Here is a 23,697-nt window from a genome sequence, read left to right as displayed (position 1 = left end):
GTATCAAATGGCAAATTTCCGTGTTGGTCGTGTTTCTCAAGAGATTTTAAGAGAAGTGAATGATATTTTGTCAAAAAAAGTTCGTGATCCTCGTGTGCAAGAAATTACGATTACTGAGGTAGATGTAACGGGCGATTTACAAATTGCGACGGTTTATTATACTACTTTGCAAACTTTAGCGAGTGAACGTCAAGCAACTGAACGTGGATTAGAAAAATCTAAAGGTTTAATTCGTCGTGAATTAGGGAAACGTTTATCTCTCTATAAAACGCCTGAATTAATTTTTAAACGTGATGAGTCTGTTGATTATGGAAACCATATCGAAGAATTGTTGAAGAGTATCCAACAAGAAGACGAACAACGTTAAATAATAAAAAAAGAAACTCTCTGTAGTAGCTAGGGACGCAAGCAGCCTCGCCTTTGCGAGTCTCATTGCTAAAAATTGAGCCTAAGGTCTCAATTTTTCCCGTAATGGAATCCTGATAAAGGATTCCATTACTTGAGCTACTACGGAGAGTAATTTTTTATTATAATTATTTTACGTTTTGTACTAAGAAGTATTAGTTCTTAAGATAAAAAGAAACAAAAAATTCTATAGTAATATGCGTAAAAGTAGCCATCTGGCTACTTTTACTAGGGAAATTTGAGACCTTGGCTCAAATTTTAGCCAAGAGACCCCATAGGGGGCTACTGGCGTCCTATATTACTATAGAAAAATATTTTTCTTGCTTTGATTTATTTAAATAACTTCGTGAAAAATTTTCTAACTGTGGTATAATAAACACACTATGAATAAAAGAGGTGTGTTATGATTTCTGCAAATGAGACTTGGATTCTTTGGTCCATTATTATCGTCATTGCAACAGCAAGTATTTATTTAGAAAATCATTATGAGTGGGCATCGAAAATTAGTGGTCCGATTATTGGTTTATTAGCAGCAGCTACATTAAGTAATGTTGGCATCATTCCTGTTGAATCACCTGTTTATGATCAAGTATGGGATATTGTAGTTCCATTAGCGATTCCAATGTTGTTATTTACATGTGATTTAAAACAAATTTGGAAAGAAAGTGGACGTCTATTAATGATTTTCTTAATTAGTTCTGTAGGAACTATATTAGGAGCTTTAGTAGGATATGCGTTCTTAGGAAAATTGATTCCCGTATTGAATCATATTGCCGGAATGATGGTTGGAAGTTATATCGGTGGTGGAGTTAATTTTGTGGCAGTTGCTTCTGCATTTGATATTCCAAAAGAATTAATTTCTGCAGCTACTGTAGCGGATAATTTATTAATGGTATTTTATTTCTTAATTTTATTAATGATTCCATCTATGGCATTTTTCAAAAAACATTTTAAATCAGCTTATTCAAATAAAGAATTAGAAGATTCTAAAGAGTATCATTCTAAAACAGTAGTGACTTTACAAGATATTGCCTTTGTATTTGCGATTGCAGTAGTAATTGTAACGGAAAGTTTTAGCTTATCAAAAGGAATTGCCACTCTTGGACAAAACAGTGTGATTCAATTTATTTCTAATAAATATTTGATTCTAACTACTTTAACAGTTGCAGCTTCAACAATTTTTTCTTCATTTTTCAAGAAAATTCATGGAGCAAATGAAATTGGAACTTTCTTAATTTACTTATTCTTTGTTGTAATTGGAATTCCAGCTTCAATTGAGGCGATAATTGCGAAATCTCCATTACTTTTAGTGTTCTGTGCCATTATGGTCTTTGTAAATATGTTCATAACATTCTTAGGGGCAAAAGTGTTTGGATTTACCATTGAAGAAGCTATTTTAGCATCAAATGCAAACATTGGAGGTCCAACAACAGCAGCAGCCATGGCAGTCTCAAAAGGCTGGTACCGCTTCGTAGCACCAACCATGTTAGTAGGAACATTAGGATATATATTAGGAACCTATATCGGAATATTAGTAGGAAACTTACTCATATAAAACAAAAGACAAACATCAACTTAGAAAAAACTAAGAAGATGTTTGTCTTATTTATTTGAAAAAAAGACTTCCTATAGTAGTATGGGAACGATAAGCCTTTGGCTTATCGTTCAGGAAATTTTGAGACCTTAGGCTCAAAATTTAGGCATGAGATTCGCTACGCGAAGCAGCTGCCGTCCTAATACTACTATCACAGGAAGTCTATTAAAAGATGTCCTATTTTGTTAGGTAAGTAACCGCCATTGCATCTACGCCTGTATGGCTCATAATAATGGGTGAAGTCATCACAATTGTAAGTTTAGCCTCTGGGAATAACTCACGTAAAGTATCGATTTGAGCTTGATTAAACTCATTTAATCCAGCATGCATAATCCCAATTTCTTGAATCCCATTAGGGCAAGCTTTCATTTCCTCAAAAACTTCATCATATTTCTTCTGAAGAGATTTTAAACCTCTCCCTTTTTGAACAATCTCAATTTTACCATTGATGACTTCTAAGAATAGTTTAATGTTTAATAAATTCGAGAAAGCTCCCATGACACGACTAATACGGCCACCCTTAATTAAATTATCTAAATTTAAAACGGTTAAATATAATTTCGTACGTTGACGAGTACTTTCAATAACTTCTAAAACTTCTTCAGCACTTTTCCCTTCTTTTGCAGCTTGAGCAGCTTCACGAACAATAATCCCCATTGAACGAGAAGTGAAGTCTGAATCAACAACCGTTACAGTTGACTCCGTAATATCTGCTGCTTGTCTTGCAGCATTCACAGTTCCACTAATTGAATTCATTAAGTGGATTGAAATAATTTCAGAACCGTCTTTTCCTAATTCATCATACAATTCTACAAAACGACCAATAGAAGGTTGAGCAGTCATTGGTAATTCAGAACTTGCAATCATTTTATTTTTGAATTCTTCTTTTGTAATAGTTTCACCGTCTAAATAATGTTCGTCTTGAATGGTAATATTTAATGGAACTACATGAATATTGAAATCTTGGATTTCTTGTTCGGTTAAATCAGCAGTTGAATCTGTCACTATGATTATACGAGACATGTTGTCACTCCTTTTAACTTAATGTATTTCTATCATATCACATTTATTTACAAAACACCTAGCATTAATATTTTTTCCTAAGTATAGTGTATGGTTCTAGCATAGGATTTGTTTTTTTTTAAGAAAATCTGTGATAAAATATGATAAGTTATTAAGTTAAATTTATTAAAAAAGGAAGAAATCAATGGACGGAATTTTACCACTATGGAAAGAAAAAGGAATGACTTCATTCGACTGTGTCTTTAAAGTTAGACGCTTATTACAAACGAAAAAAGTAGGGCATTCAGGTACATTAGATCCAGAAGTAGATGGCGTTTTACCAATTTGTGTTGGAAAAGCAACAAAAGTGGTAGAGTATTTATTAGAATCCAATAAAGTCTATCAAGGAGAGATTTGTTTAGGCATTGCGACTGAAACAGAAGATGCTCATGGAGAAATCGTGAAACAAGAAGTGATTATGACTCCATTTACAACAGAAGAAATTGATGCCATGATGGAAACTTTCATTGGAGAAATTACTCAAATTCCTCCAATGTATTCTGCTGTGAAAGTTAACGGTAAAAGACTGTACGAATATGCTCGAAAAGGAGAAGTTGTAGAACGTCCAGAAAGAAAAGTAAATATCTACGAGTTTAAACGAACTTCGACTCCTAAATATGATGAAGTGACGAAAACACAAAAATGGACTTTTGAAGTTAGTTGCAGTAAAGGGACTTATGTTCGTACATTAGCTGTTGATTTAGGAGAAAAACTAGGAGTACCTTCTCATATGTCGCAGTTAACTCGTATTAAAAGTGGACCATTTATGTCAGAACAATGTGTGACCTTATCACAATTAGAAGCTATAGTGGAACAACAGCAAGCAGAATCGATCCTTCGACCTTTAGAAGAAGTATTTCGTTCATACCCTAGAGTGGATATTAGTGAGGAATTCATGACAAAAGTAAAAAATGGTGCCATTTTAACTACTAAAGAATTACCTCAAGTGATAGAATCTTCAACTTTTTATATTGAAGGTGAATTAATAGCCTTATACGGACCTCATCCTGAGAAAAAAGGACTATTAAAACCGATTAAAATGTTTTAAGGAAAGAGAGATAACATGCAAATTATAAAAATCACCCATCCTTATGATCCTTCTCAAATTGTTCAAGAGCCGATTGTGTTAGCACTTGGATTTTTTGATGGGATTCATTTAGGGCATCAGGAAGTGATTCAACAAGCAAAGGAAAAAGCTGAAGAATTAGGCGTGAAATTAGCGTTAATGTCATTTGATCATCATCCTTCCATTATTTTCCAAGGAGCAGATCCAGACGAATTACAATATCTTTCTCCTTTTGAAAGAAAGGTAGAGTTATTAGAAGAATTTGGCATAGATATTTTTTACGTTATTGATTTTACAAAAGAATTTGCTTCATTAAGTCCGCAAGAATTTGTTGATCAATACATGGTTGGGCTAAATGCTGTAACTGTTGTAGCGGGATTTGATTACACTTATGGGAAAAAAGATATTGCCAATATGGAATTATTACCAACATATGCAAAAGAAAGATTCTCGATTGTAACAATCTCAGAACAACAAACTGAAGAGCAAAAGATTGGTTCAACTGCTATTCGACACTATTTAGAAACAGGACAAATCGAAGAAGCAAATGCACTATTAGGCTATGAATATACAATGATTGGAAAAGTTGTTCATGGTTTTGGACGTGGAAGTGCCTTATTAGGATTTCCAACAGCGAATATTGATGTTTCAACGGATACTTATTTATTGAAAAAAGGAGTTTACATTGTAGAAATTCAAGTAGAAGATCAGTGGTATCCTGCGATGGCTTCGATTGGAGTGAATCCAACGTTTAATGATGTAACGAAAATTACGATTGAAGTCTATATTTTAGATTTCCAAAGAGATATTTATGAATTCCCAGTAAGAGTAAAATGGGTGCATTATTTAAGAGACGAATTAAAATTCGATGGAGTAGAGGCACTGATTGCTCAATTAAAAGAGGATGAATTAAATACTAAAAAATATTTTGAAAAATAATAGGGGAAAAATATGTGGTACTTGAAAAATTTTGACGAGTTATCGAAAACAGAAGTCATTGAAATTTATAAAGCAAGAATTCAGACCTTTATTGTGGAACAACAATTGAATTATCAAGAAATTGATGAGATTGATAAAAGAGCGTGGCATTTATTTGAAACAGATGAAAATGGTAAAGTGATTGCATATTTACGAATTTTCCAAGAAGTGGATGGAGCTCATATTGGACGTGTCATTGTTGATGAAGATTATCGTAGACAAGGAAAAGGAACTGCACTGATGGAAAGAGCGATAGAAATTTGTCAAGAATGGTATGTTGATCAGCCTATTATGATTCATGCCCAAACGTATTTACAGCAGTTCTATGAATCATTAGACTTCGAAGTTTGGTCACAACCTTATCAGTTAGTTGGAATTGAACATATAGATATGATTTTAAAATAGGAGGCATTTGTATGATTACTCGTTACACAAGACCGGAAATGGCAAATATTTGGTCAGATGAAAATCGTTATCGTTGTTGGTTAGAAGTTGAGATTTTAGCTTGCGAAGCTTGGGCAGAGTTGGGAGAAATTCCTAAAGTTGATGTCCAAAAAATTCGTGACAATGCTAGTTTTTCAGTGGAAAGAATTTTAGAAATTGAAGAAGAAACAAGACACGACGTTGTAGCTTTTACTCGTGCAGTGAGCGAAACATTAGGGGAAGAACGTAAATGGGTTCACTATGGTCTAACAAGTACAGACGTAGTGGATACTGCCTATGGTTATCAATTAAAACAAGCGAATGATATTTTACGAAAAGATTTAAGACGTTTTCTAGAAATTATTCAACAAAAAGCGCTGGAACATAAATATACGGTATGTATGGGAAGAACGCATGGTGTACATGCAGAGCCAACAACTTTTGGCTTAAAATTAGCATTATGGTATTCCGAAATGAAACGCAATATCGAACGATTTGAACGTGCTGCCCAAGGTGTAGAAGCTGGTAAAATTAGTGGGGCCGTTGGAACTTTTGCCAATATTCCAACTTCAGTAGAAGCCTATGTATGTGGGCAGTTACATATTCGTCCACAAGAAATTTCAACACAAATTTTATCAAGAGATTTACATGCTGATTATATTTCAACGATTGCTTTAATTGCAACTAGTATTGAAAAATTTGCCACTGAAATTCGTGGCTTGCAAAAATCAGAAACACGTGAAGTGGAAGAATATTTTGCAAAAGGTCAGAAAGGTTCTTCTGCAATGCCGCATAAGAGAAACCCGATTGGTTCTGAAAATATGGCTGGCTTATCAAGAGTGATTCGTGGACATATGGTTACAGCGTATGAAAATGTTAATTTATGGCATGAAAGAGATATTTCGCATTCTTCAGCAGAACGCATTATTATTCCAGATAGCACGATTTTACTAAATTATATGTTAAATCGTTTTGGTAATATTGTTAAGAACTTAACGGTATTTCCTGACCGTATGCTTAAAAACATGGATGCAACATTTGGATTAATTTATAGCCAACGTGTTCTATTAAAATTAATTGATAAAGGATTAAGTCGTGAAAAAGCTTATGACTTAGTACAACCATGTACTGCACTAGCGTGGGATGAACAACGTTCATTTAGAGAAATTATTGAAAACCATGAAGAAATTATGTCCCATTTAACAGCTGAAGAATTGAATGATGCCTTTGATTATCACTATCATATTCGACAAGTTGATGAAATTTTCCACAGAGTTGGACTTGACTAGTGCATTTTTCTAAAAAATATGGTATAAACGTATAGTAAACAAAATATGAAGGAGAGTTAACATGATTAACGTAAGTGATTTAAAAGCAGGAATGACTTTCATTCTTGATGGAAAATTAATTAAAGTGTTGGAAATCAGCCACCACAAACCAGGTAAAGGAAATACTGTAATGCGTATGAAAATCCGTGACGTTCGTAACGGATCAACAGTTGATACTACAATGAGACCTGATGAAAAAGTAGAACGTGCTCACATCGATACAAAAGACGTTCAATACTTATACAGCCAAGATAACGTTGGTGTATTCATGGACTTAGAAAGCTATGAACAATATGAAATTCCAGAAGAAACAATCGAAAACGAATTGAAATACATTTTGGAAAACATGGAAGTTAAAATCCAATTCTACGGAACAGAAGTAATTGGGGTTTCATTACCTTCAACAGTTGTATTACAAGTAACTGAAACTCAACCATCTATTAAAGGTGCTACAGTTACAGGTTCTGGTAAACCAGCAACAATGGAAACAGGATTAGTCGTAAACGTTCCAGACTTCATTGAAGCTGGCGAGTACTTAGAAGTAAACACTTCAGAAGGTACATACGTACGTCGTGCAACTAAATAATGAAATGAAGAGAAGAAACAGTTTGCGAAAGCAAACTGTTTCTTTTTTTTTATAATAAATTAACTTTTCATTTTATGGATATTATATTATTTATTTCAATAATAACCATAATATTCAATTTATCTATTATTGATATTATAATGTAAATTAAGTAGCATAAATTTATCATTGCTTTACTCCTTTTTGAATAATATATGTGATACAATCATTTTAAATAAAAAAGTAATCAAATTTGAATAGTGGAGGTAATTAGGGTGAATAGATATGGTCATTTATTAAAACTTCTTAGAGAACAGAAAGGAATTTCTCAATTTGATTTATCAGATGGAATTTTATCCAAAAATCATTTGTCAAAAATTGAACGTGGTGAAAATGATATCTCTTTTCAAACTTTATTGAAACTATTAGATAGATTGAATATTTCACTTTTTGAATTTGAATTACTCTTAGATAAGACTCAGAATAACCAATCTACTTTTTTAAAAGACTTATCTATTGCAGTAGCAAACAATGATTTGTACTTACTAAATGAATTATTAACTCGAGAAATTGAATTAAAGAGTAAATCAGATAATATTCGACATAAACATAATGTCATTTTATTGAAGGCTTATATTGATAAATTTTCTAACACTCCATTAAATCATCATGAAATTCAGGAAATTATTCAGTATATCCTAACTGTTGATGAATGTGGACGATATGAAATTAGTTTGTTTGGTAATTTTGTAGGATTTATGTCATCAGATATGAGACACAAATTAGTGAAAATGATTTATCGAAAGAGTCAATTATTTTATTCAGATAAAAATTATACAGAGATTTTTTCTCGAATTTTATTGAATGTTTGTTATGCAGATTTGAAGGATAAAAATTTTAATTCTGCAATAGAAGTAATAGACATTATTGAAAAGCATTTAGATCATACAGAATTATATTATGAAAAAAATCAATGTAAATTTTTTAAAGGACTCTATTTAATTGGTACACAAAATAAATACGAAGGTGAAAAATTATGCAAGAAGTGTATCGAATATTTCTATTTCATGAATGATATTTCAAAAGCTATTGAACATCAGAAAGTGTTGAAGAAGTTTACGGAAGAGAATGCTTAAGTTCTTTATCCATAAATTTGATTGTATTATAATATTTTTTTAAAATTACTGGTAATATCTAATTGTAAATATAATCCTTATGAGAAAGAAGAGTTATTTTATGAAAAATATTAAAGAATATGCATCATTATTGTTACATTCTAAAAGGTTCTTACTTGTAACAGCTACAAATATTATTATCATTTTCTTGGCGTATTTTACTGAATACTTTAAAAATCGAATTCCTAGTCAAATTTATTTTCAAATTTTTTATACAGGTTTTGAGCTGTATAGATTAAACAAGGAGAAAAGGAAACAAAATAATAAAATATAGTTTCTTAAAATAAAAGAAATTCGCTTCTGTTTCCATTTCTACTATCCTATGTTACACTAGCAAAAAGTGAACAAGAGGTGATAGAGATGAAAATTGCAGTAATGGGAGGAACTCCTGTTGATTCAAGATTAGGAAAGGAATTATTAGAAAAGCATAGCTTTGTCGATATTTTGCCAGTTCCTATTTCGAATAATCCGATTGAACAAACAACTTTTCAATCTTCATCTAGTGAATATCGAATGAGTTTTATGAGAGAAAAGATTGAAGAACTTCGAGCGGAATATGATGCCATTTTTGTTTATTGTAATTCTCTTAGCTCGGTAGTAGATTTTGATCAATTATCTCAGGAGTATGATTTGCCTATGATTACGCCAATGCAAATGTATCGTCAATTAGCAATGGATTATCAACAAGTGGCTGTAATGGCAGCAAACTCTCATGGTTTAATGGGAGTGGAGAATAATTTATATAAAGCTAATCCAAGTTTACAAGTCATCGGAATTACGTTGCTTGAATTAGTCAAATCGATTGAAGCTAATCTCTCACCAAAAGAAATTGCGACAAAGTTTGACTTTAGTAGTTTATTTTCATTTTTCAATGGAAGCAATGTAGAAGCAGTTATTTTAGGATGTACTCATTTTCCATATATCAAAGAAGAATTAGAAAGTTTGACCAAACTCCCAATTATTGACGTTGGAGAATACATGGTTCGCACCTTAAAAGAGAAACTATAATAAAGGTCAAAAAATATTAGACTGATATGTAGTAGTAAACTACAGGGAAAAATTAAGACTACAGTCTTAATTTTTAACAATGAGACAGCGTTAGCTGGCTGCTTGCGACCTTGCTACTACATAGTACAGTCTATATATTATTAGATAATTTAAGGTTATGTAAAGGAAAAATCCCGATACGTAGCCTTTTTTGCTATAATAAAAATATTTTTAAAATCAGACTAAAGTCCGAGTGTTTTATTATTGACTTACTTTGACCAATATGATAAATTATACATGTGGTTAGCACTCGTCTTAGTCAAGTGCTAAAGAGAGGTGACCAAAATGTTAACCGATAGACAATTGCTAATCTTACAATCGATTATTCAACTATATACGGAAACATTAGAACCAGTTGGATCAAAAAAGCTGATGCAGCAAACGGGTTTAGCAGTTAGCTCTGCAACCATTCGAAATGAAATGATGAAACTAGAAGAGATGGGATATCTTGAAAAGAACCATTCCTCTTCAGGACGAGTTCCATCGAATCAAGGGTATCGCTATTATTTAGATAATATTTTACCCGTTCAGAACAGTCCAGTTTCATTAAGTATTCGAAATCAAATCCGTGAAACTTTCCAACAATCGACCATGGAAATTCAAGATGTCTTTAAAGTTTCGGCAGATATTTTGTCGACACTGACGAATTACACAACAATTTCCATTGGACCCGAAGTAAGGAGTGCTACATTATCCGGATTTCGACTTGTTCGACTAGGGCTAAACCAAGTGATGGCGATTTTAGTCATGAGCAATGGTTTAGTTGAAAATAAAGTTTACTCGATTCCAAGTGCGATTGATGATTCTGACTTAGATAAAGTCGTTCGAATCATTAATGAGGAATTGATTGGCTTGCCACTAGAAACAGTTCTCCAACGTTTGAAGTCTGATTTACCAGCTTTAATGAATCGATATATGAATTCTCAAATTCAAATTGTTAAAGTGATTCAAGATATGATGAACCAATTTGAACAAGATAGACTCCATGTTGCAGGAAGAAGATATTTATTAAACTACTTCGACTCACATGCCAATGTCCATCATTTAAAAGAAATTTATCGATTAATGGATGACCAATCGAAGATGCACGAATTAGTGATGCCTTCTAACCGAGATATCCAAATTCGTTTAGGGTCTGAGATGGATGATCCATTATTAGGAGAATTTAGTATTATTACAGCAAGCTATGAAACTCCAAAACACGATAAAGGAATCATTGCTTTATTAGGACCTAAAAATATGCCGTATTCGAATGTCCTATCGATTGTCAAAGGATTACAAGAAGAGCTCACAACAACAATGGAGCAATATTATAGAAATTTATAAAAGGAGATGGAAGCTTGGAAACAAATGAAGAAAAAGACGTTCAACAAACTCAAGAAGTAGAAGAAGAGAAATCTCCTGAAACTGAAGAGTTTGAAGAAACTGTCGAAGAAACCGAAGAAGTTGAACCTTCTGTTGAAGAAAAATTACAACAAGAAGTTTCTCAATTAAATGACCAAGTATATCGCTTATCTGCAGAAATTGCGAATATTCAAAAAAGAAATGCAAAAGAAAGACAAGATGCAGCGAAGTATCGTAGTCAATCTCTAGCACAAAACTTATTGAATGTCATTGATAATCTAGAAAGAGCGATTGCCTCACCTAGTGAATCAGAAGAAGCGAAAAATCTTAAAAAAGGGATTGAAATGGTATATGAAGGTTTCTTATATGCCTTAAAAGAAGAAGGTATTGAAGAAATTGAAGCATTAAATCAACCATTCGATCCAAATAAACATCACGCTGTTCAAGCAATTCCAGCTGAAGAAGGACAAGAAAGTGATGTTGTTGTTCAAGTATTTCAAAAAGGCTACATGTTGAAAGACCGTGTATTAAGACCAGCAATGGTTATTGTCTCTCAATAAGCCAACTAAAAAATTTAAAATTTAAAATTTAAAATTATAGGAGTGTATGAATTATGAGTAAAATTATTGGTATTGACTTAGGAACTACAAACTCAGCAGTTGCTGTATTAGAAGGAAATGAATCTAAAATTATTCCAAACCCAGAAGGAAACCGTACAACACCTTCAGTTGTAGCGTTCAAAAATGGTGAAATTCAAGTAGGAGAAGTTGCAAAACGTCAAGCTGTAACAAACTTAAACACTATTTCATCTATTAAACGTCATATGGGTGATGCATCATATAAAGTTGAAATCGAAGGTAAACAATATACACCACAAGAAATTTCAGCAATGATCTTACAATACTTAAAAGGCTATGCTGAAGAATATTTAGGAGAAAAAGTTGAAAAAGCAGTTATTACTGTACCAGCTTACTTCAACGATGCTCAACGTCAAGCAACTAAAGATGCAGGACGTATCGCAGGTTTAGAAGTAGAACGTATCGTGAACGAACCAACTGCAGCAGCTTTAGCATACGGTTTAGATAAAGTAGACCATGAAGAAAAAATCTTAGTATTCGACTTAGGTGGTGGTACATTCGACGTATCTATCTTAGAATTAGGAGATGGCGTATTCGACGTATTATCAACATCAGGAGACAACCACTTAGGTGGAGATGACTTTGATAACAAAATTATTGAATTCTTAGTTGCTGAATTTAAACGTGATAACGGAATTGATTTATCACAAGATAAAATGGCAATGCAACGTTTGAAAGATGCTGCTGAAAAAGCTAAAAAAGATTTATCAGGTGTAACTTCAACACAAATTAGCTTACCATTCATTACTGCTGGTGAAGCTGGACCATTACACTTAGAAGTAACATTAACTCGTGCTAAATTTGACCAATTAACATTAGATTTAGTAGAACGTACAAAAGAACCAGTTCGTCGTGCATTAAGCGATGCAGGATTATCAGCAAGTGAAATTGACCAAGTTATCTTAGTTGGTGGATCAACTCGTATTCCAGCAGTTGTAGAAGCTGTTCGTAAAGAAACTGGTAAAGAACCAAATAAATCAGTAAACCCTGACGAAGTAGTAGCAATGGGTGCTGCAATCCAAGGTGGAGTTATCTCAGGTGATGTGAAAGATATCGTATTATTAGACGTTACTCCATTATCATTAGGGATTGAAACAATGGGTGGTGTATTTACGAAATTAATCGATCGTAATACAACAATTCCAACAAGTAAATCACAAGTATTCTCAACAGCTGCAGATAACCAACCAGCAGTAGATGTTCACGTATTACAAGGGGAACGTCCAATGGCAGCAGACAACAAAACTTTAGGTCGCTTCCAATTAACAGATATCCCAGCTGCACCTCGTGGTGTGCCTCAAATCGAAGTAACATTTGATATCGATAAAAACGGTATTGTAAATGTTCGTGCAAAAGACTTAGGTACTGGTAAAGAACAAACAATCACAATTAAATCTTCATCAGGTTTATCAGACGAAGAAATTGAACGTATGGTAAAAGATGCTGAAGCGAATGCTGAAGCAGATAAAAAACGTAAAGAAGAAGTAGATTTACGTAATGAAGTGGATCAATTAATCTTCACTGTAGATAAAACATTGAAAGACTTAGAAGGCAAAGTAGATGCTGAAGATGTTAAGAAAGCTGAAACAGCTCGTGATGAATTAAAAGCAGCTGTAGAAGCAAATGACTTAGAAGCAATGAAAGCTAAACGTGACGCTTTAAATGAAGTTGTTCAAAACTTATCAGTAAAATTATATGAACAAGCAGCAGCAGCTAGCCAAGCAGCTCAAGGAGCAGCAGGAGCTGAACAAGCAAGCTCTCAACCACAAGATGGCGTAGTAGATGCTGACTTCGAAGAAGTACAAGACTAATATAGAGCAAGTAAGAGTGGGAGAACTTCTTCCACTCGCTCTTTTGTAGAATGATATGATAAGGAGGGATAATGGTGGCAAAACGTGATTTATATGAAGTACTCGGAGTCTCCAAAGATGCCTCCGATGCAGATATTAAACGAGCTTATCGTAAATTATCCAAACAATACCATCCAGATATTAATAAAGAAGCTGGAGCGGAAGAGAAATTTAAAGAAATAGCAGAAGCTTATGAAGTTTTAAGTGATAGTCAAAAACGTGCTGCGTATGATCAATATGGGCATGCTTCATACGATCCAAACTCAGGATTCTCTGGAGGCGGTTTTGGAGGCGGTTTTGAAGGCTTTGGTGGTTTCGGAGGTCAAGGATTCTCTGGAAGTTATACAGGTGGATTCGAAGACATTTTCGATACATTCTTTGGAGGCCGCGGTGGTCGTCGTGGAAATCGTGCCAATATGCCACGTCAAGGGGCAGATTTACAATATGTCATGGACTTAACATTTGAAGAAGCGATTTTTGGTAAAGAAGAAGTGATTCATTACCATCGTAATGCAGAATGTGAAACTTGTCATGGTACTGGTGCAAAACCTGGTACAGATCCTGTGACATGTTCTAAATGTCATGGTTCAGGTGTAATCAATGTTGAAAGAGCAACACCATTTGGTAGAATGATGTCTCAAACAACGTGTGATGTCTGTGGTGGTACTGGACAAGAAATCAAAGAAAAATGTGAGACTTGTCATGGTCACAAACATGTAGAAGAAACGCATAAAGTGAAAGTAAAAGTCCCAGCCGGTGTAGAAAATGGAAACCAAATGCCATTACGTGGACAAGGGGAAGCTGGAGAAAATGGCGGCCCTTATGGTGACTTATATGTGATTTTCCGTGTTGGTAAGAGCGATACGTTTGAACGGGAAGGGGCGGATATTTTCTATGAACTTCCAATCAACTTTGCTCAAGCTGCATTAGGAGATGAAGTGGATGTTCCGACTGTTCACGGCAAAGTGAAATTAAAAGTTCCTGCGGGAACTCAATCTGGTACGGTTCTTCGTTTAAGAGGAAAAGGTGCTCCTAGACTTCGTGGTAGTGGAATGGGTGATCAGCATGTTACAGTACGTGTTGTAACGCCTAAGCATTTAACGGACAAACAACGTGAGGCGATGCAGATTTTCGGAAAAGAAGCGGGTACTCATGTTGAGGGCGAAGGTAATTTCTTCGATAAAATGAAGGATGCGTTTAAGGACAGTTTTAAATAATACAATTTTTCGAATGACTTCCTAACATAGTAGTATTTGGGCGGCAGCAGCCTCGTGGAACGAGTCTCATGCCTAAACTTTGAGCCTAAGGTCTCAAAGTTTCCTGTAAGATAAGCCAAATAGGCTTATCTTACTCATACTACTATAGGAAGTCTTCTTGTTTTACGTGACCTAATGAGAGTCCGTATATGATGTGAATGACTTCCTGTCATAGTAGTAAAGGACGGCAGTAGCCTCGCAAATGCGAGTCTCTTGCCTAAAACTTGAGCCTAGGTCTCAAGTTTTCCTAGTAACAGTAGCCAATTGGCTACTGTTACGCTTACTACTATAGGAAGTCTTCTTTTTTTGCATAAATTTTCTTTTCCATTCTTTTTCTGAAATTATTCTGAAGTTGTTACTCTACAATACATTTATAAATCGTATGAGGAGTGATTTTATGGAAAATAGTATTGAAATTAAGAATTTATGTAAAGTATATGGAAATACGACTATATTGGACGATATCAATTTTGTGGCAAAGGAAGGGAGAGTTACTGCATTTTTAGGTCCAAATGGAGCAGGTAAAAGTTCTACCTTACGAATATTATTAGGATTAGATCAAGCTACTTCTGGTAGAGCAATCATTGCAGGAAAGAACTATAAGGATATCCGTAATCCTTTATTTGTTGTAGGAGCAACTTTTGATGGATTAGGTTCACCGAGTGATCGAACGGTTTATCAACATTTAAGAATCGTAGCAGCCAGTAATGGAATTGAGAAAAGTAGAATTAACGAGGTACTAATAATAACGGATATTGTCCACAAAAAGAATGAGTCTATTGGACATTTATCTCTTGGGGAGACACAAAGGGTTAGTCTTGCAACAGCATTACTTGGAAATCCACAGTTTCTAATATTGGATGAACCGACAAATGGGTTAGATCCTAGTGGCATTCGTTGGTTAAGAATTTTTATTAAGGAACAATCTGAAGCAGGAAAGACGATTTTATTATCCTCACATATTTTGTCTGAAGTCGAAGCAGTGACAGATGATGTGGTATTCATTCATAAAGGGAAAATTATTGCAAATGGTGAATTAAAGAATATCATGAAGAATTCTGCAACTTTAGAAGAAGTCTTTTTCAACTTGATTCAAGAAGGGGGAAAAGAAGATGAAGTTATTTTATAGTGAATTATTAAAGATTAGCTATTCAAAACTTTTCAAGATTGTTTTGTTATTAATCTTTATTGTTCAACCATTTTTCGCTTATCTTGGTATAAAAGCAGTTTTAGAAATAGGGTTACAGGCTACTCCTGAGAATACAGCTATTTTGGCAGAAGCGATTCCTTCGATTGAATATTTAGGATTTGATACAGTTATGTTAGGAATGATGCCAATGATTATTTTGGGTGCTGTTTATGGCGGAAGTGAATTCAAAAATCATCAATTACGTACTACCTTATTAACTAATTGTAATAAGAAGAGTTTATACTTTTTTAAATTAATGACGTTAACACTTTTATCAGCTATTCTTTCATTTCTATCGATTATAGTTACCATTGAAGTGGCTCATTTTACATTAGGAAATTTAGGACTAGGTGTTTTATTAAGTTCGAAAGTTTGGTACTTTATTTTATTGGCGACACTAGCATGGGTAAGTCTCACGATTTTATCTTACTTTATAGCTTTTCTATTTCGAACATCCATTGCTAGCTTATTATTTTTAATTCCTCAAATTTATAATGTTGGGGAGTTTTTATCTAGTCATTTTGAATGGGGGAAGGTTCTTCCGGTTGCACTTGGAAATCATTTAATTGCATCATCGGATACTAGATTTTCAACTCATCCATTTTGGACTCTCGCATTATTATGTATTTGGGTGTTTATTTTTGGTGTAATATCATATGTTCAATTTGAAAAAAGTGATGTAGGAGGGAAATATTAATGCTACGAAATCAGATAAAAAGTGAATTTTTCAAAATGATCTATCATAAAGGATTATTGCTTACTTTAGTATTTTCTATTTTATTTGTATTAGCAATGTTACTGGCATTAAATCCATCTGCTTCAATGATTAATCGAGATTTTATAGTGACACAGTTTTTACAAAGTATTTATTTAGTTCAAACGATTTTTGCAGTTTTTTCTGCGGTGTTTTGGGGAAGAGAGTTTGTAAAAAGTTCGTTAAGGACAAGTTTATTATTGACTCCTAGTCGTTTGAAATTCTTTTGTATGAAGTCAGCTGTAACTCTGTTCTCTATTTTATGCTGTTTTTGTATAGCTATTGGAATAGGGATTGGTTTAGTAGCATTCTATTTTAAATTTCAATTGAATCTTGAATTTGTTCGTCAGCTATTGTTGAAACTTATTCCACCTATGTTAGCAACGATTCAAATTAGTATGATTACATTATGCCTAACAATACTCATGGAATCGATGGTATCTTCTTTGACAATTGTATTATCCATGTTGTTAGGACTAGGTCAGCTATTATTACAATATTCTTCTAGGATGAATGTACTTCCGGTATTAGTGACTATGAATAGTTTTTCTATCAAAGAAATTTCTATTTATCCAAGTGTTACAGAAGGACTTTTGATTCAATCATTATGGACAATAGTTTTTATTGGATTAGCCTATTACCATTTGCATCTAAAAAGTGTAAAATGAAAGCAAGATAGGAGTGTTGGGGTATGTCATATAAAATTCTAGTCATTGATGATGACGAAACTATTTTAAGATTAATCAAAAATATATTACAGTTAAATGATTATGAGGTTACTACTAGAAATGGTATTGAGGAAGTAAATATCTGTGACTTTGTCGACTTTGATTTAATATTATTAGATATTATGATGCCACTAGATGGCATAGCGATTTGTAATGAAATTAGAGAACAGATTAAAGCGCCAATTCTTTTTATTACAGCTAAAGATATGGAGGAAGATTTAGTGAATGGATTGTTAGCAGGAGCAGATGATTATATTACTAAACCATTCTCAGTAAAAGAGTTTTTAGCAAGAATTAAAATGCATCTTAGACGTGAAGAACGAAATAGACAAAATGGTAAACGATTAGAATTTGGTTCGATTTTAATAGATATGAATTTAAAAACAGTTTTTGTTGAGGAAAATGAAATCAAATTAACGAACCGAGAATTTATGATTATACAGTTACTAGCTAGTCAAACCTCAAGAATATTTACCATTGAAGAAATTTATACTGTTGTCTATCCTAACAGTTCTAATACTCAATTTAGATCCATCTCTGAATATATGTATCAAATACGTTCAAAATTTAAACCTTACCACTTAAATCCGATTGAAACAATGAGGGGAGGCGGCTATAAATGGAAAATAAAATAACCTTTAAACAACTTGTTCAAAAGACATGTCTTACCATTATAATAGAGTTTGTGATTGCTATTTTAGTATTGTACCTACTTCCATTATTGTCGATTTCTATTAAGGTAGCTGGTGAAGAAACAGCTCATCCTGTATTGTTGAACATTTTTTCTTGGATTTATATCTGTATTGCTTTATTAGTAATTGTTAGTATAAATATACGACAATTACTATTAAAAATTCATAAAGAGATGAATATCGTTTACCATCAATCCATGTGGTTAGAATCAACTGATTTAACAGAAGCGTTAACGATTTTAGAATTTCTTGAGACAAATCAAAAAATCAATTATATGCAACAACAAATTGAAGGGATGCTTGAAAAGGAGCGCAAACAAAAGGAAGCATTAGCTTTTAAAGTGTCAGCAGCTTCCCACGATTTAAAAACACCATTAACAGTTATTCAAGGAAATTCTGAACTGTTATCTCAATCAGCTATTGAAGGGAGATATCTTCCCCATATTCAAGATATCAAAATAGCAAGCAATCATATGATTGAATATATTAATCGATTACTCCTTTATTCGAAAACTTTCTATGAGAATAAAAATGAATGGAAAGAGTATTCCTTACAAGATGTGATTGAGTCCATTGATCAAGAAATCCATTATTTGCTAAAAGACAAAAGCATTGTTACATTCCAATATGATGAACAGATAGATAAAAATGCCACAGTATATCTTCATTTGAATTATGTATTAAGAGCAGTAATGAATATGATGCAAAATGCACTGGAATATAGTACATCAGATAAAAAAGCAATCAAAGTTGATTTACAATATGTTCATCAGCAGTTAGTGATTAGTATTTGGAATAATGGTGCGCATTTAACTGATGAAACATTACAACATGCAGATTCATTATTTTACCGAAAAGATAAAAATCGCAATTTGAATGATGCCCATTTTGGAATAGGACTAGCTTTTGTTAAAAGAGTGTCAGAATTACATTATGGAACATTAGAAATTAAAAATGAAAATGATGGAGTGAAAGTAACAATTAGTGTTTAAACAGGAAAAAATAAAAAATAGTGACAAAATTTTATTCATCATGTCCTTTTTCAAGCAAAATAATCTTCCAAACAACAGAGATATCTTAAGGGTATCTCTTTTTTTATATCGCTAAAATATGGTATACTACTAATAGTATGTTTACAGAATGGAGTGATAAACGATGGATATGTCCAAAATTATTGAACAAATGGTGGAATCTAAAGATGTCAAAAGAATTAGGGAATTATTCAACCAGAATTATCCAATCGATATTGCTCTAGGATTGGAAGAAGTTACTGATGAAGTCCTTAAAAACTTCATGTATACCATTTCCAATACACGATTAGCTTCCATTTTGGAAGTGAGTGACCCCGAACTTCAAATTCGAATGTTAGAAAAACTACCATTCCGCCGTGTAGGATTATTATTCCAACAAATGTCTAATGACGATGTCGTGGATATTTTAGGAAATCTGCCAATTGGAATTCGTAAAAAATATTTGAATATGATGAAGGGTTCTTCTCAAGACGAAATTCAAACGATGTTAAAATATCCTCAAGATTCTGCCGGAGGGATTATGACGACAGAATTTATTTCCGTGAAGGAACATTTAACCGTTGAAGAAACATTGACCAAGTTAAGAGAAATTTCTCCAAATACAGAAGTCATTCATACGATTTTTGTCACAACATTCCAAAATCAATTAATTGGTTGGATTGATATTCGTGACTTATTTACAAATGAATTAGATGTCAGTTTACACGATTTAATGCATACAAATATTATTTCTGTAGTTCCTGAAGAAGACCAAGAGGAAGTAGCTCGTTTATCTTCAAAATATGACTTATCAGTTGTACCAGTAGTTAGTACGAAGGGCGTTTTGATAGGGATTATTACTATTGATGATATCGTCCACGTTCTTCAAGAAGAGCATCATGAAGATATGCTTTTAATTAGTGGGGTTGAAGGATCAGAAAGAATTGGTGGACCATTTATTGAATCGATTAAGAAACGGACACCTTGGTTATTAATTAATTTAATTACAGCCTTTATGGCTTCAGCGGTTGTTGGGATGTTCCAATCAACGATTGAACAAGTCGTTGTTCTTGCGGTTGCCATGCCGATTATTACGGGGATGGGAGGAAACTCAGCTTCTCAAACTCTAGCTCTAGCAATTCAAGAAATTGCATTAGGACAATTATCATTAGAAAAAGATAAAAAGTATGTTTGGAATGAAATTGTTCTAGGCTGTATGAATGGACTTATTACTGGAGTTGTAGCGGCGCTTGCGCTATATATTCCTTATCAAAACTTTTATTTATCGATTATTGTAGTTTTAGCAATGGCAATGAATTTAATGGTGGGAGCGATTTTTGGGTTCTTTGTACCTTTAGTATTAAAAGCTATGAAATTAGACCCAGCTATTTCATCAACCATTTTTGTAACAACGGCAACAGACGTTCTAGGATTCTTCTTTTTCCTAGGAATTGCACAAGTCTTTTTACCGTTATTAATTTAGATATGAAGGAGATTATGAATGAATTTAGAAGAAATGAGAAAACGACAAGAGCGCATCAGAAACTTCTCGATTATTGCGCATATTGACCATGGAAAGTCAACTTTAGCAGACCGTATTTTACAAGCAACAGATACTGTAGCTGACCGTGAAATGCAAGATCAATTATTAGACTCTATGGACTTAGAACGTGAACGTGGAATTACAATTAAATTAAATGCAGTAGAATTAACGTATGATGCCAATGATGGAACAGAGTATATTTTCCACTTAATTGACACTCCAGGGCACGTGGACTTTACGTATGAAGTGAGCCGTAGCTTGGCAGCCTGTGAAGGAGCAATTCTTGTAGTAGATGCTGCTCAAGGGATTGAAGCTCAAACATTAGCGAATGTGTATTTAGCGATTGATAATGACTTAGAAATTGTACCAGTTATTAATAAAATTGACTTACCTGCTGCAGATCCTGAACGTGTTCGTACTGAAATTGAAGATGTAATTGGGATTGATGCAAGTGAAGCCGTTCTTGCAAGTGCTAAAGTGGGAATTGGGATTCCAGAAATTTTAGAACAAATCGTTCATAAAATTCCAGCACCTACTGGAGACTTAGAAGCGCCATTACAAGCGTTGATTTTCGACTCAGTTTATGATGCGTATCGTGGAGTAGTCTTAAATGTTCGTATTCAAAACGGAATTGTAAGACCTGGTGACAAGATTCAATTAATGAGTAATGGAAAAACTTTTGATGTTGTTGATGTTGGTATTTTCTCTCCAAAACCAATTAGTCGTGATTACTTAATGGTTGGGGATGTAGGATATATTACAGCTTCAATTAAAACAATCCAAGATACTCGAGTTGGGGATACTGTTACATTAGCGAATAATCCAGCAAGCGAACCGTTATCCGGTTATCGTAAAATGAATCCAATGGTATACTGTGGTTTGTATCCAATTGATTCTTCTAAATATAATGATTTACGTGATGCATTAGAAAAATTACAATTAAATGATGCTGCGTTACAATTCGAAGCTGAAACTTCTCAAGCATTAGGGTTTGGTTTCCGTTGTGGTTTCTTAGGATTACTACATATGGATGTTATTCAAGAACGTTTAGAACGTGAATTTGATTTAGACTTAATTACAACAGCTCCATCAGTAATTTACCATGTTCAAAAAACAGATGGTACAGAAGTAGTGGTGTCTAACCCTGCTGAAATGCCAGACCAATCTAGTGTTCAATCGATTCAAGAACCTTATGTAAAAGCATCTATTATGGTACCGAATGAATATGTGGGAAGTGTCATGGATATTTGCCAACGTAAACGTGGAACTTTTGTAACAATGGATTACTTAGATGAATATCGTGTTAATGTAATTTACGAAATGCCTCTATCTGAAATTATTTTTGATTTCTTCGATTCATTGAAATCAAGTACAAAAGGATATGCATCATTAGATTATGATTTAATCGGCTATCGTGAAAGTAAACTAGTGAAGATGGATATTATGTTAAATGGTGAAGTAGTCGATGCTTTAAGTATTATCGTTCATAAGGACTTTGCTTATAATCGTGGTAAAGCCATTACAGAAAAATTAAGAACATTAATTCCTCGTCAACAATTCGAAGTGCCAATTCAAGCAGCAATTGGAAATAAAATTTTATCTCGTACAAACATTAAAGCACTACGTAAAAACGTATTGGCAAAATGTTATGGTGGGGACGTTTCTCGTAAACGTAAGTTATTAGAGAAACAAAAAGAAGGTAAGAAACGTATGAAACAAGTGGGATCAGTAGAAGTACCACAAGAAGCGTTCATGTCAGTGCTTAACCTTAACGAAGAAGAGAAATAATTTTTTAAATGACTTTTTACTGTAGTAAAGGACGCAAGCAGCTTCGCTAAAGCGAATCTCATTGCTAAAACTTGAGCCTAAGGTCTCAAGTTTTCCTGTAATATAAGCCTGAAAGGCTTATATTACTAATACTACGGTAAAAAGTCGTTTTTGTTGTGTCATCATTCATTAACGTTCCTACAGATGATAAACGTTGAAAAAAATGTTATACTAATACTGTAAATGTTCTAGGGAAGGAGTTTGATGGGATGGAAATAGATCCATTTAAAGAATACTTAAAAGAATCAGAGCCAGATAAAAAGAAAAAGGTCTATGCATGGCGTACAGCTATTGGTTTACAAGATGTTGATGGATTAAAACCATCTCAGTATTTAATCATAACTGCTACCCAGAATATTGAAGGGTACATTACGATTGAAGAAGCATTAGACCGAATTGACTCTTATTATGAAGAAAAAGAAGTACACTCTCCTGAAAGCGAACGTACAGAAGAAGCAGATAAAGTAGCTTCTCGAATTGCACAACTTCTTTCTGAAACAGCATTTTCCTTCACTCCACAGGAGTATATTTCTATTCATCGAAAATTATTTGAAGGAATTTATCTGCATGCAGGTAAGATAAGAGAGTATAATATTACTAAAAAAGAATGGGTACTAGATGGAGATACCATTTTGTATGGAAGTGCATCTGAATTAGAGGCAACCCTTGAGTATGATTTTTCTAGAGAAAGAGAGTTTAGTTATAAAGGGTTGACAATGGAGGAAATCATTCATCATTTAGCGGTGTTTATTTCTAGATTATGGCAAATCCATATTTTTGGAGAAGGAAATACAAGAACGACTGCTGTATTCTTTATTAAATATTTAAGAACTCTTGGGTTTACTGTGACGAATGAGAGTTTTGCAGAACATTCATGGTATTTTAGAAATGCACTTGTTCGTGCGAATTATACGAATTTACCAAAAGGAATTCACGAAACGACAGAGTATCTAGAGTTATTTCTTAAAAATTTATTGTTGAATGAGAATCATCTGTTATCCAATCGTGATCTTAGAATTCATGAATGATAAATTTAAATAATAATTGCGATAAAGTTTTTCGGAACTTATCTAAAACACCGGACTTAAAACACCGGTGTTTTTTTATTGCTTAAAATTAGAATATCTATTTAAAAATATTTTTAAATAACTCTTGCATTTTGATCTCAGAAGGAGTATTATCTATTTAAAGAAAATTTTAAATAGAAAGAGATGATTATATGT

22 protein-coding genes are annotated in these 23,697 nt (G+C 33.4%); 21 read left to right on the top strand and 1 reads right to left on the bottom strand.

The genetic code is table 11. The features are described from left to right. Nucleotides 1–7 precede the first annotated feature (7 nt). Together rbfA and RYL55_RS02600 are read left to right on the top strand one after the other, a co-directional pair. Entirely contained in the window at nucleotides 8–367 is a 360-nt protein-coding gene (rbfA, locus tag RYL55_RS02605) for a 30S ribosome-binding factor RbfA (protein WP_006702592.1), read from the top strand. Between the two features lie 441 nt (nucleotides 368–808). Then, nucleotides 809–1,960, top strand: coding sequence for a DUF819 family protein (locus RYL55_RS02600; protein WP_315007012.1), 1,152 nt, complete (start codon nucleotides 809–811; stop codon nucleotides 1,958–1,960). Between the two features lie 216 nt (nucleotides 1,961–2,176). On the opposite strand, the gene RYL55_RS02595 is transcribed toward RYL55_RS02600, so the two are convergent. Beyond that, on the bottom strand, nucleotides 2,177–3,022 hold the full coding sequence (locus RYL55_RS02595) for a DegV family protein (RefSeq protein WP_315007010.1): 846 nt from the start codon (nucleotides 3,020–3,022) through the stop codon (nucleotides 2,177–2,179). 184 nt (nucleotides 3,023–3,206) lie between these two features. On the opposite strand from RYL55_RS02595, the gene truB reads away from it, so the two are divergent. The 19 genes from truB to RYL55_RS02500 all read left to right on the top strand — a co-directional run bounded on the left by truB (nucleotide 3,207) and on the right by RYL55_RS02500 (nucleotide 23,502). After that, nucleotides 3,207–4,109: a tRNA pseudouridine(55) synthase TruB gene (gene truB, locus RYL55_RS02590; protein ID WP_315007008.1), complete on the top strand. Its 903-nt coding sequence runs from the start codon at nucleotides 3,207–3,209 to the stop codon at nucleotides 4,107–4,109. Nucleotides 4,110–4,124: 15 nt separating this feature from the next. After that, entirely contained in the window at nucleotides 4,125–5,066 is a 942-nt protein-coding gene (gene ribF / locus RYL55_RS02585) for a riboflavin biosynthesis protein RibF (RefSeq protein WP_315007006.1), read from the top strand. Between the two features lie 12 nt (nucleotides 5,067–5,078). Next, the gene (locus RYL55_RS02580) at nucleotides 5,079–5,510 is read left to right on the top strand and encodes a GNAT family N-acetyltransferase (protein WP_315007005.1); all 432 of its coding nucleotides are present in this window, start codon (nucleotides 5,079–5,081) and stop codon (nucleotides 5,508–5,510) included. Nucleotides 5,511–5,521: 11 nt separating this feature from the next. Then, nucleotides 5,522–6,817, top strand: coding sequence for an adenylosuccinate lyase (purB, locus tag RYL55_RS02575; protein ID WP_315007003.1), 1,296 nt, complete (start codon nucleotides 5,522–5,524; stop codon nucleotides 6,815–6,817). A gap of 61 nt (nucleotides 6,818–6,878) precedes the next feature. Then, a complete protein-coding gene (gene efp / locus RYL55_RS02570; RefSeq protein ID WP_006702601.1) occupies nucleotides 6,879–7,442 on the top strand; it encodes an elongation factor P in 564 nt (187 codons plus the stop codon). A 254-nt stretch (nucleotides 7,443–7,696) separates the two neighbouring features. Continuing rightward, complete coding sequence (locus RYL55_RS02565) at nucleotides 7,697–8,557, top strand: helix-turn-helix domain-containing protein (RefSeq protein WP_315007001.1); 861 nt, start codon at nucleotides 7,697–7,699, stop codon at nucleotides 8,555–8,557. A gap of 399 nt (nucleotides 8,558–8,956) precedes the next feature. Beyond that, on the top strand, nucleotides 8,957–9,604 hold the full coding sequence (locus RYL55_RS02560; protein WP_315006999.1) for an aspartate/glutamate racemase family protein: 648 nt from the start codon (nucleotides 8,957–8,959) through the stop codon (nucleotides 9,602–9,604). Nucleotides 9,605–9,928: 324 nt separating this feature from the next. Beyond that, on the top strand, nucleotides 9,929–10,969 hold the full coding sequence (gene hrcA, locus RYL55_RS02555) for a heat-inducible transcriptional repressor HrcA (RefSeq protein ID WP_315006997.1): 1,041 nt from the start codon (nucleotides 9,929–9,931) through the stop codon (nucleotides 10,967–10,969). A 14-nt stretch (nucleotides 10,970–10,983) separates the two neighbouring features. Continuing rightward, nucleotides 10,984–11,547 carry a nucleotide exchange factor GrpE gene (gene grpE, locus RYL55_RS02550; RefSeq protein ID WP_006702604.1) on the top strand — a complete coding sequence of 188 codons (564 nt, stop codon included), beginning with the start codon at nucleotides 10,984–10,986 and terminating at the stop codon, nucleotides 11,545–11,547. 53 nt (nucleotides 11,548–11,600) lie between these two features. Further along, nucleotides 11,601–13,436 carry a molecular chaperone DnaK gene (dnaK, locus tag RYL55_RS02545; RefSeq protein ID WP_315006996.1) on the top strand — a complete coding sequence of 612 codons (1,836 nt, stop codon included), beginning with the start codon at nucleotides 11,601–11,603 and terminating at the stop codon, nucleotides 13,434–13,436. A gap of 71 nt (nucleotides 13,437–13,507) precedes the next feature. Next, nucleotides 13,508–14,692, top strand: coding sequence for a molecular chaperone DnaJ (gene dnaJ / locus RYL55_RS02540; protein WP_315006994.1), 1,185 nt, complete (start codon nucleotides 13,508–13,510; stop codon nucleotides 14,690–14,692). A 436-nt stretch (nucleotides 14,693–15,128) separates the two neighbouring features. Next, nucleotides 15,129–15,860 (top strand): ATP-binding cassette domain-containing protein, encoded by a 732-nt coding sequence (locus RYL55_RS02535; RefSeq protein ID WP_315006993.1) that lies wholly within the window; start codon nucleotides 15,129–15,131, stop codon nucleotides 15,858–15,860. Beyond that, the gene (locus RYL55_RS02530; RefSeq protein ID WP_315006992.1) at nucleotides 15,844–16,617 is read left to right on the top strand and encodes an ABC transporter permease; all 774 of its coding nucleotides are present in this window, start codon (nucleotides 15,844–15,846) and stop codon (nucleotides 16,615–16,617) included. The genes RYL55_RS02535 and RYL55_RS02530 overlap by 17 nt, the downstream gene beginning before the upstream one ends. Further along, nucleotides 16,617–17,342 carry a hypothetical protein gene (locus tag RYL55_RS02525; protein WP_315006990.1) on the top strand — a complete coding sequence of 242 codons (726 nt, stop codon included), beginning with the start codon at nucleotides 16,617–16,619 and terminating at the stop codon, nucleotides 17,340–17,342. The genes RYL55_RS02530 and RYL55_RS02525 overlap by 1 nt, the downstream gene beginning before the upstream one ends. A 23-nt stretch (nucleotides 17,343–17,365) precedes the next feature. Continuing rightward, nucleotides 17,366–18,037: a response regulator transcription factor gene (locus RYL55_RS02520; RefSeq protein WP_315006988.1), complete on the top strand. Its 672-nt coding sequence runs from the start codon at nucleotides 17,366–17,368 to the stop codon at nucleotides 18,035–18,037. Continuing rightward, nucleotides 18,022–19,086: a HAMP domain-containing sensor histidine kinase gene (locus RYL55_RS02515; RefSeq protein ID WP_315006987.1), complete on the top strand. Its 1,065-nt coding sequence runs from the start codon at nucleotides 18,022–18,024 to the stop codon at nucleotides 19,084–19,086. Before RYL55_RS02520 ends, RYL55_RS02515 begins: the two co-directional genes overlap by 16 nt. Before the next feature lie 169 nt (nucleotides 19,087–19,255). Beyond that, nucleotides 19,256–20,587: a magnesium transporter gene (mgtE, locus tag RYL55_RS02510; RefSeq protein WP_315007046.1), complete on the top strand. Its 1,332-nt coding sequence runs from the start codon at nucleotides 19,256–19,258 to the stop codon at nucleotides 20,585–20,587. Between the two features lie 18 nt (nucleotides 20,588–20,605). After that, nucleotides 20,606–22,435, top strand: a complete 1,830-nt coding sequence (gene lepA / locus RYL55_RS02505) for a translation elongation factor 4 (protein ID WP_006702614.1) — start codon at nucleotides 20,606–20,608, stop codon at nucleotides 22,433–22,435. A gap of 248 nt (nucleotides 22,436–22,683) precedes the next feature. Beyond that, a complete protein-coding gene (locus tag RYL55_RS02500) occupies nucleotides 22,684–23,502 on the top strand; it encodes a Fic family protein (protein ID WP_315006985.1) in 819 nt (272 codons plus the stop codon). The last annotated feature ends 195 nt before the right edge of the window (nucleotides 23,503–23,697 follow it).

The organism is uncultured Granulicatella sp. (genome assembly GCF_963515615.1).
GTDB lineage: Bacteria > Bacillota > Bacilli > Lactobacillales > Aerococcaceae > Granulicatella.
Note: the sequence above shows the minus strand (reverse complement) of the source record. Positions and strands in the feature narration are given on the sequence as shown.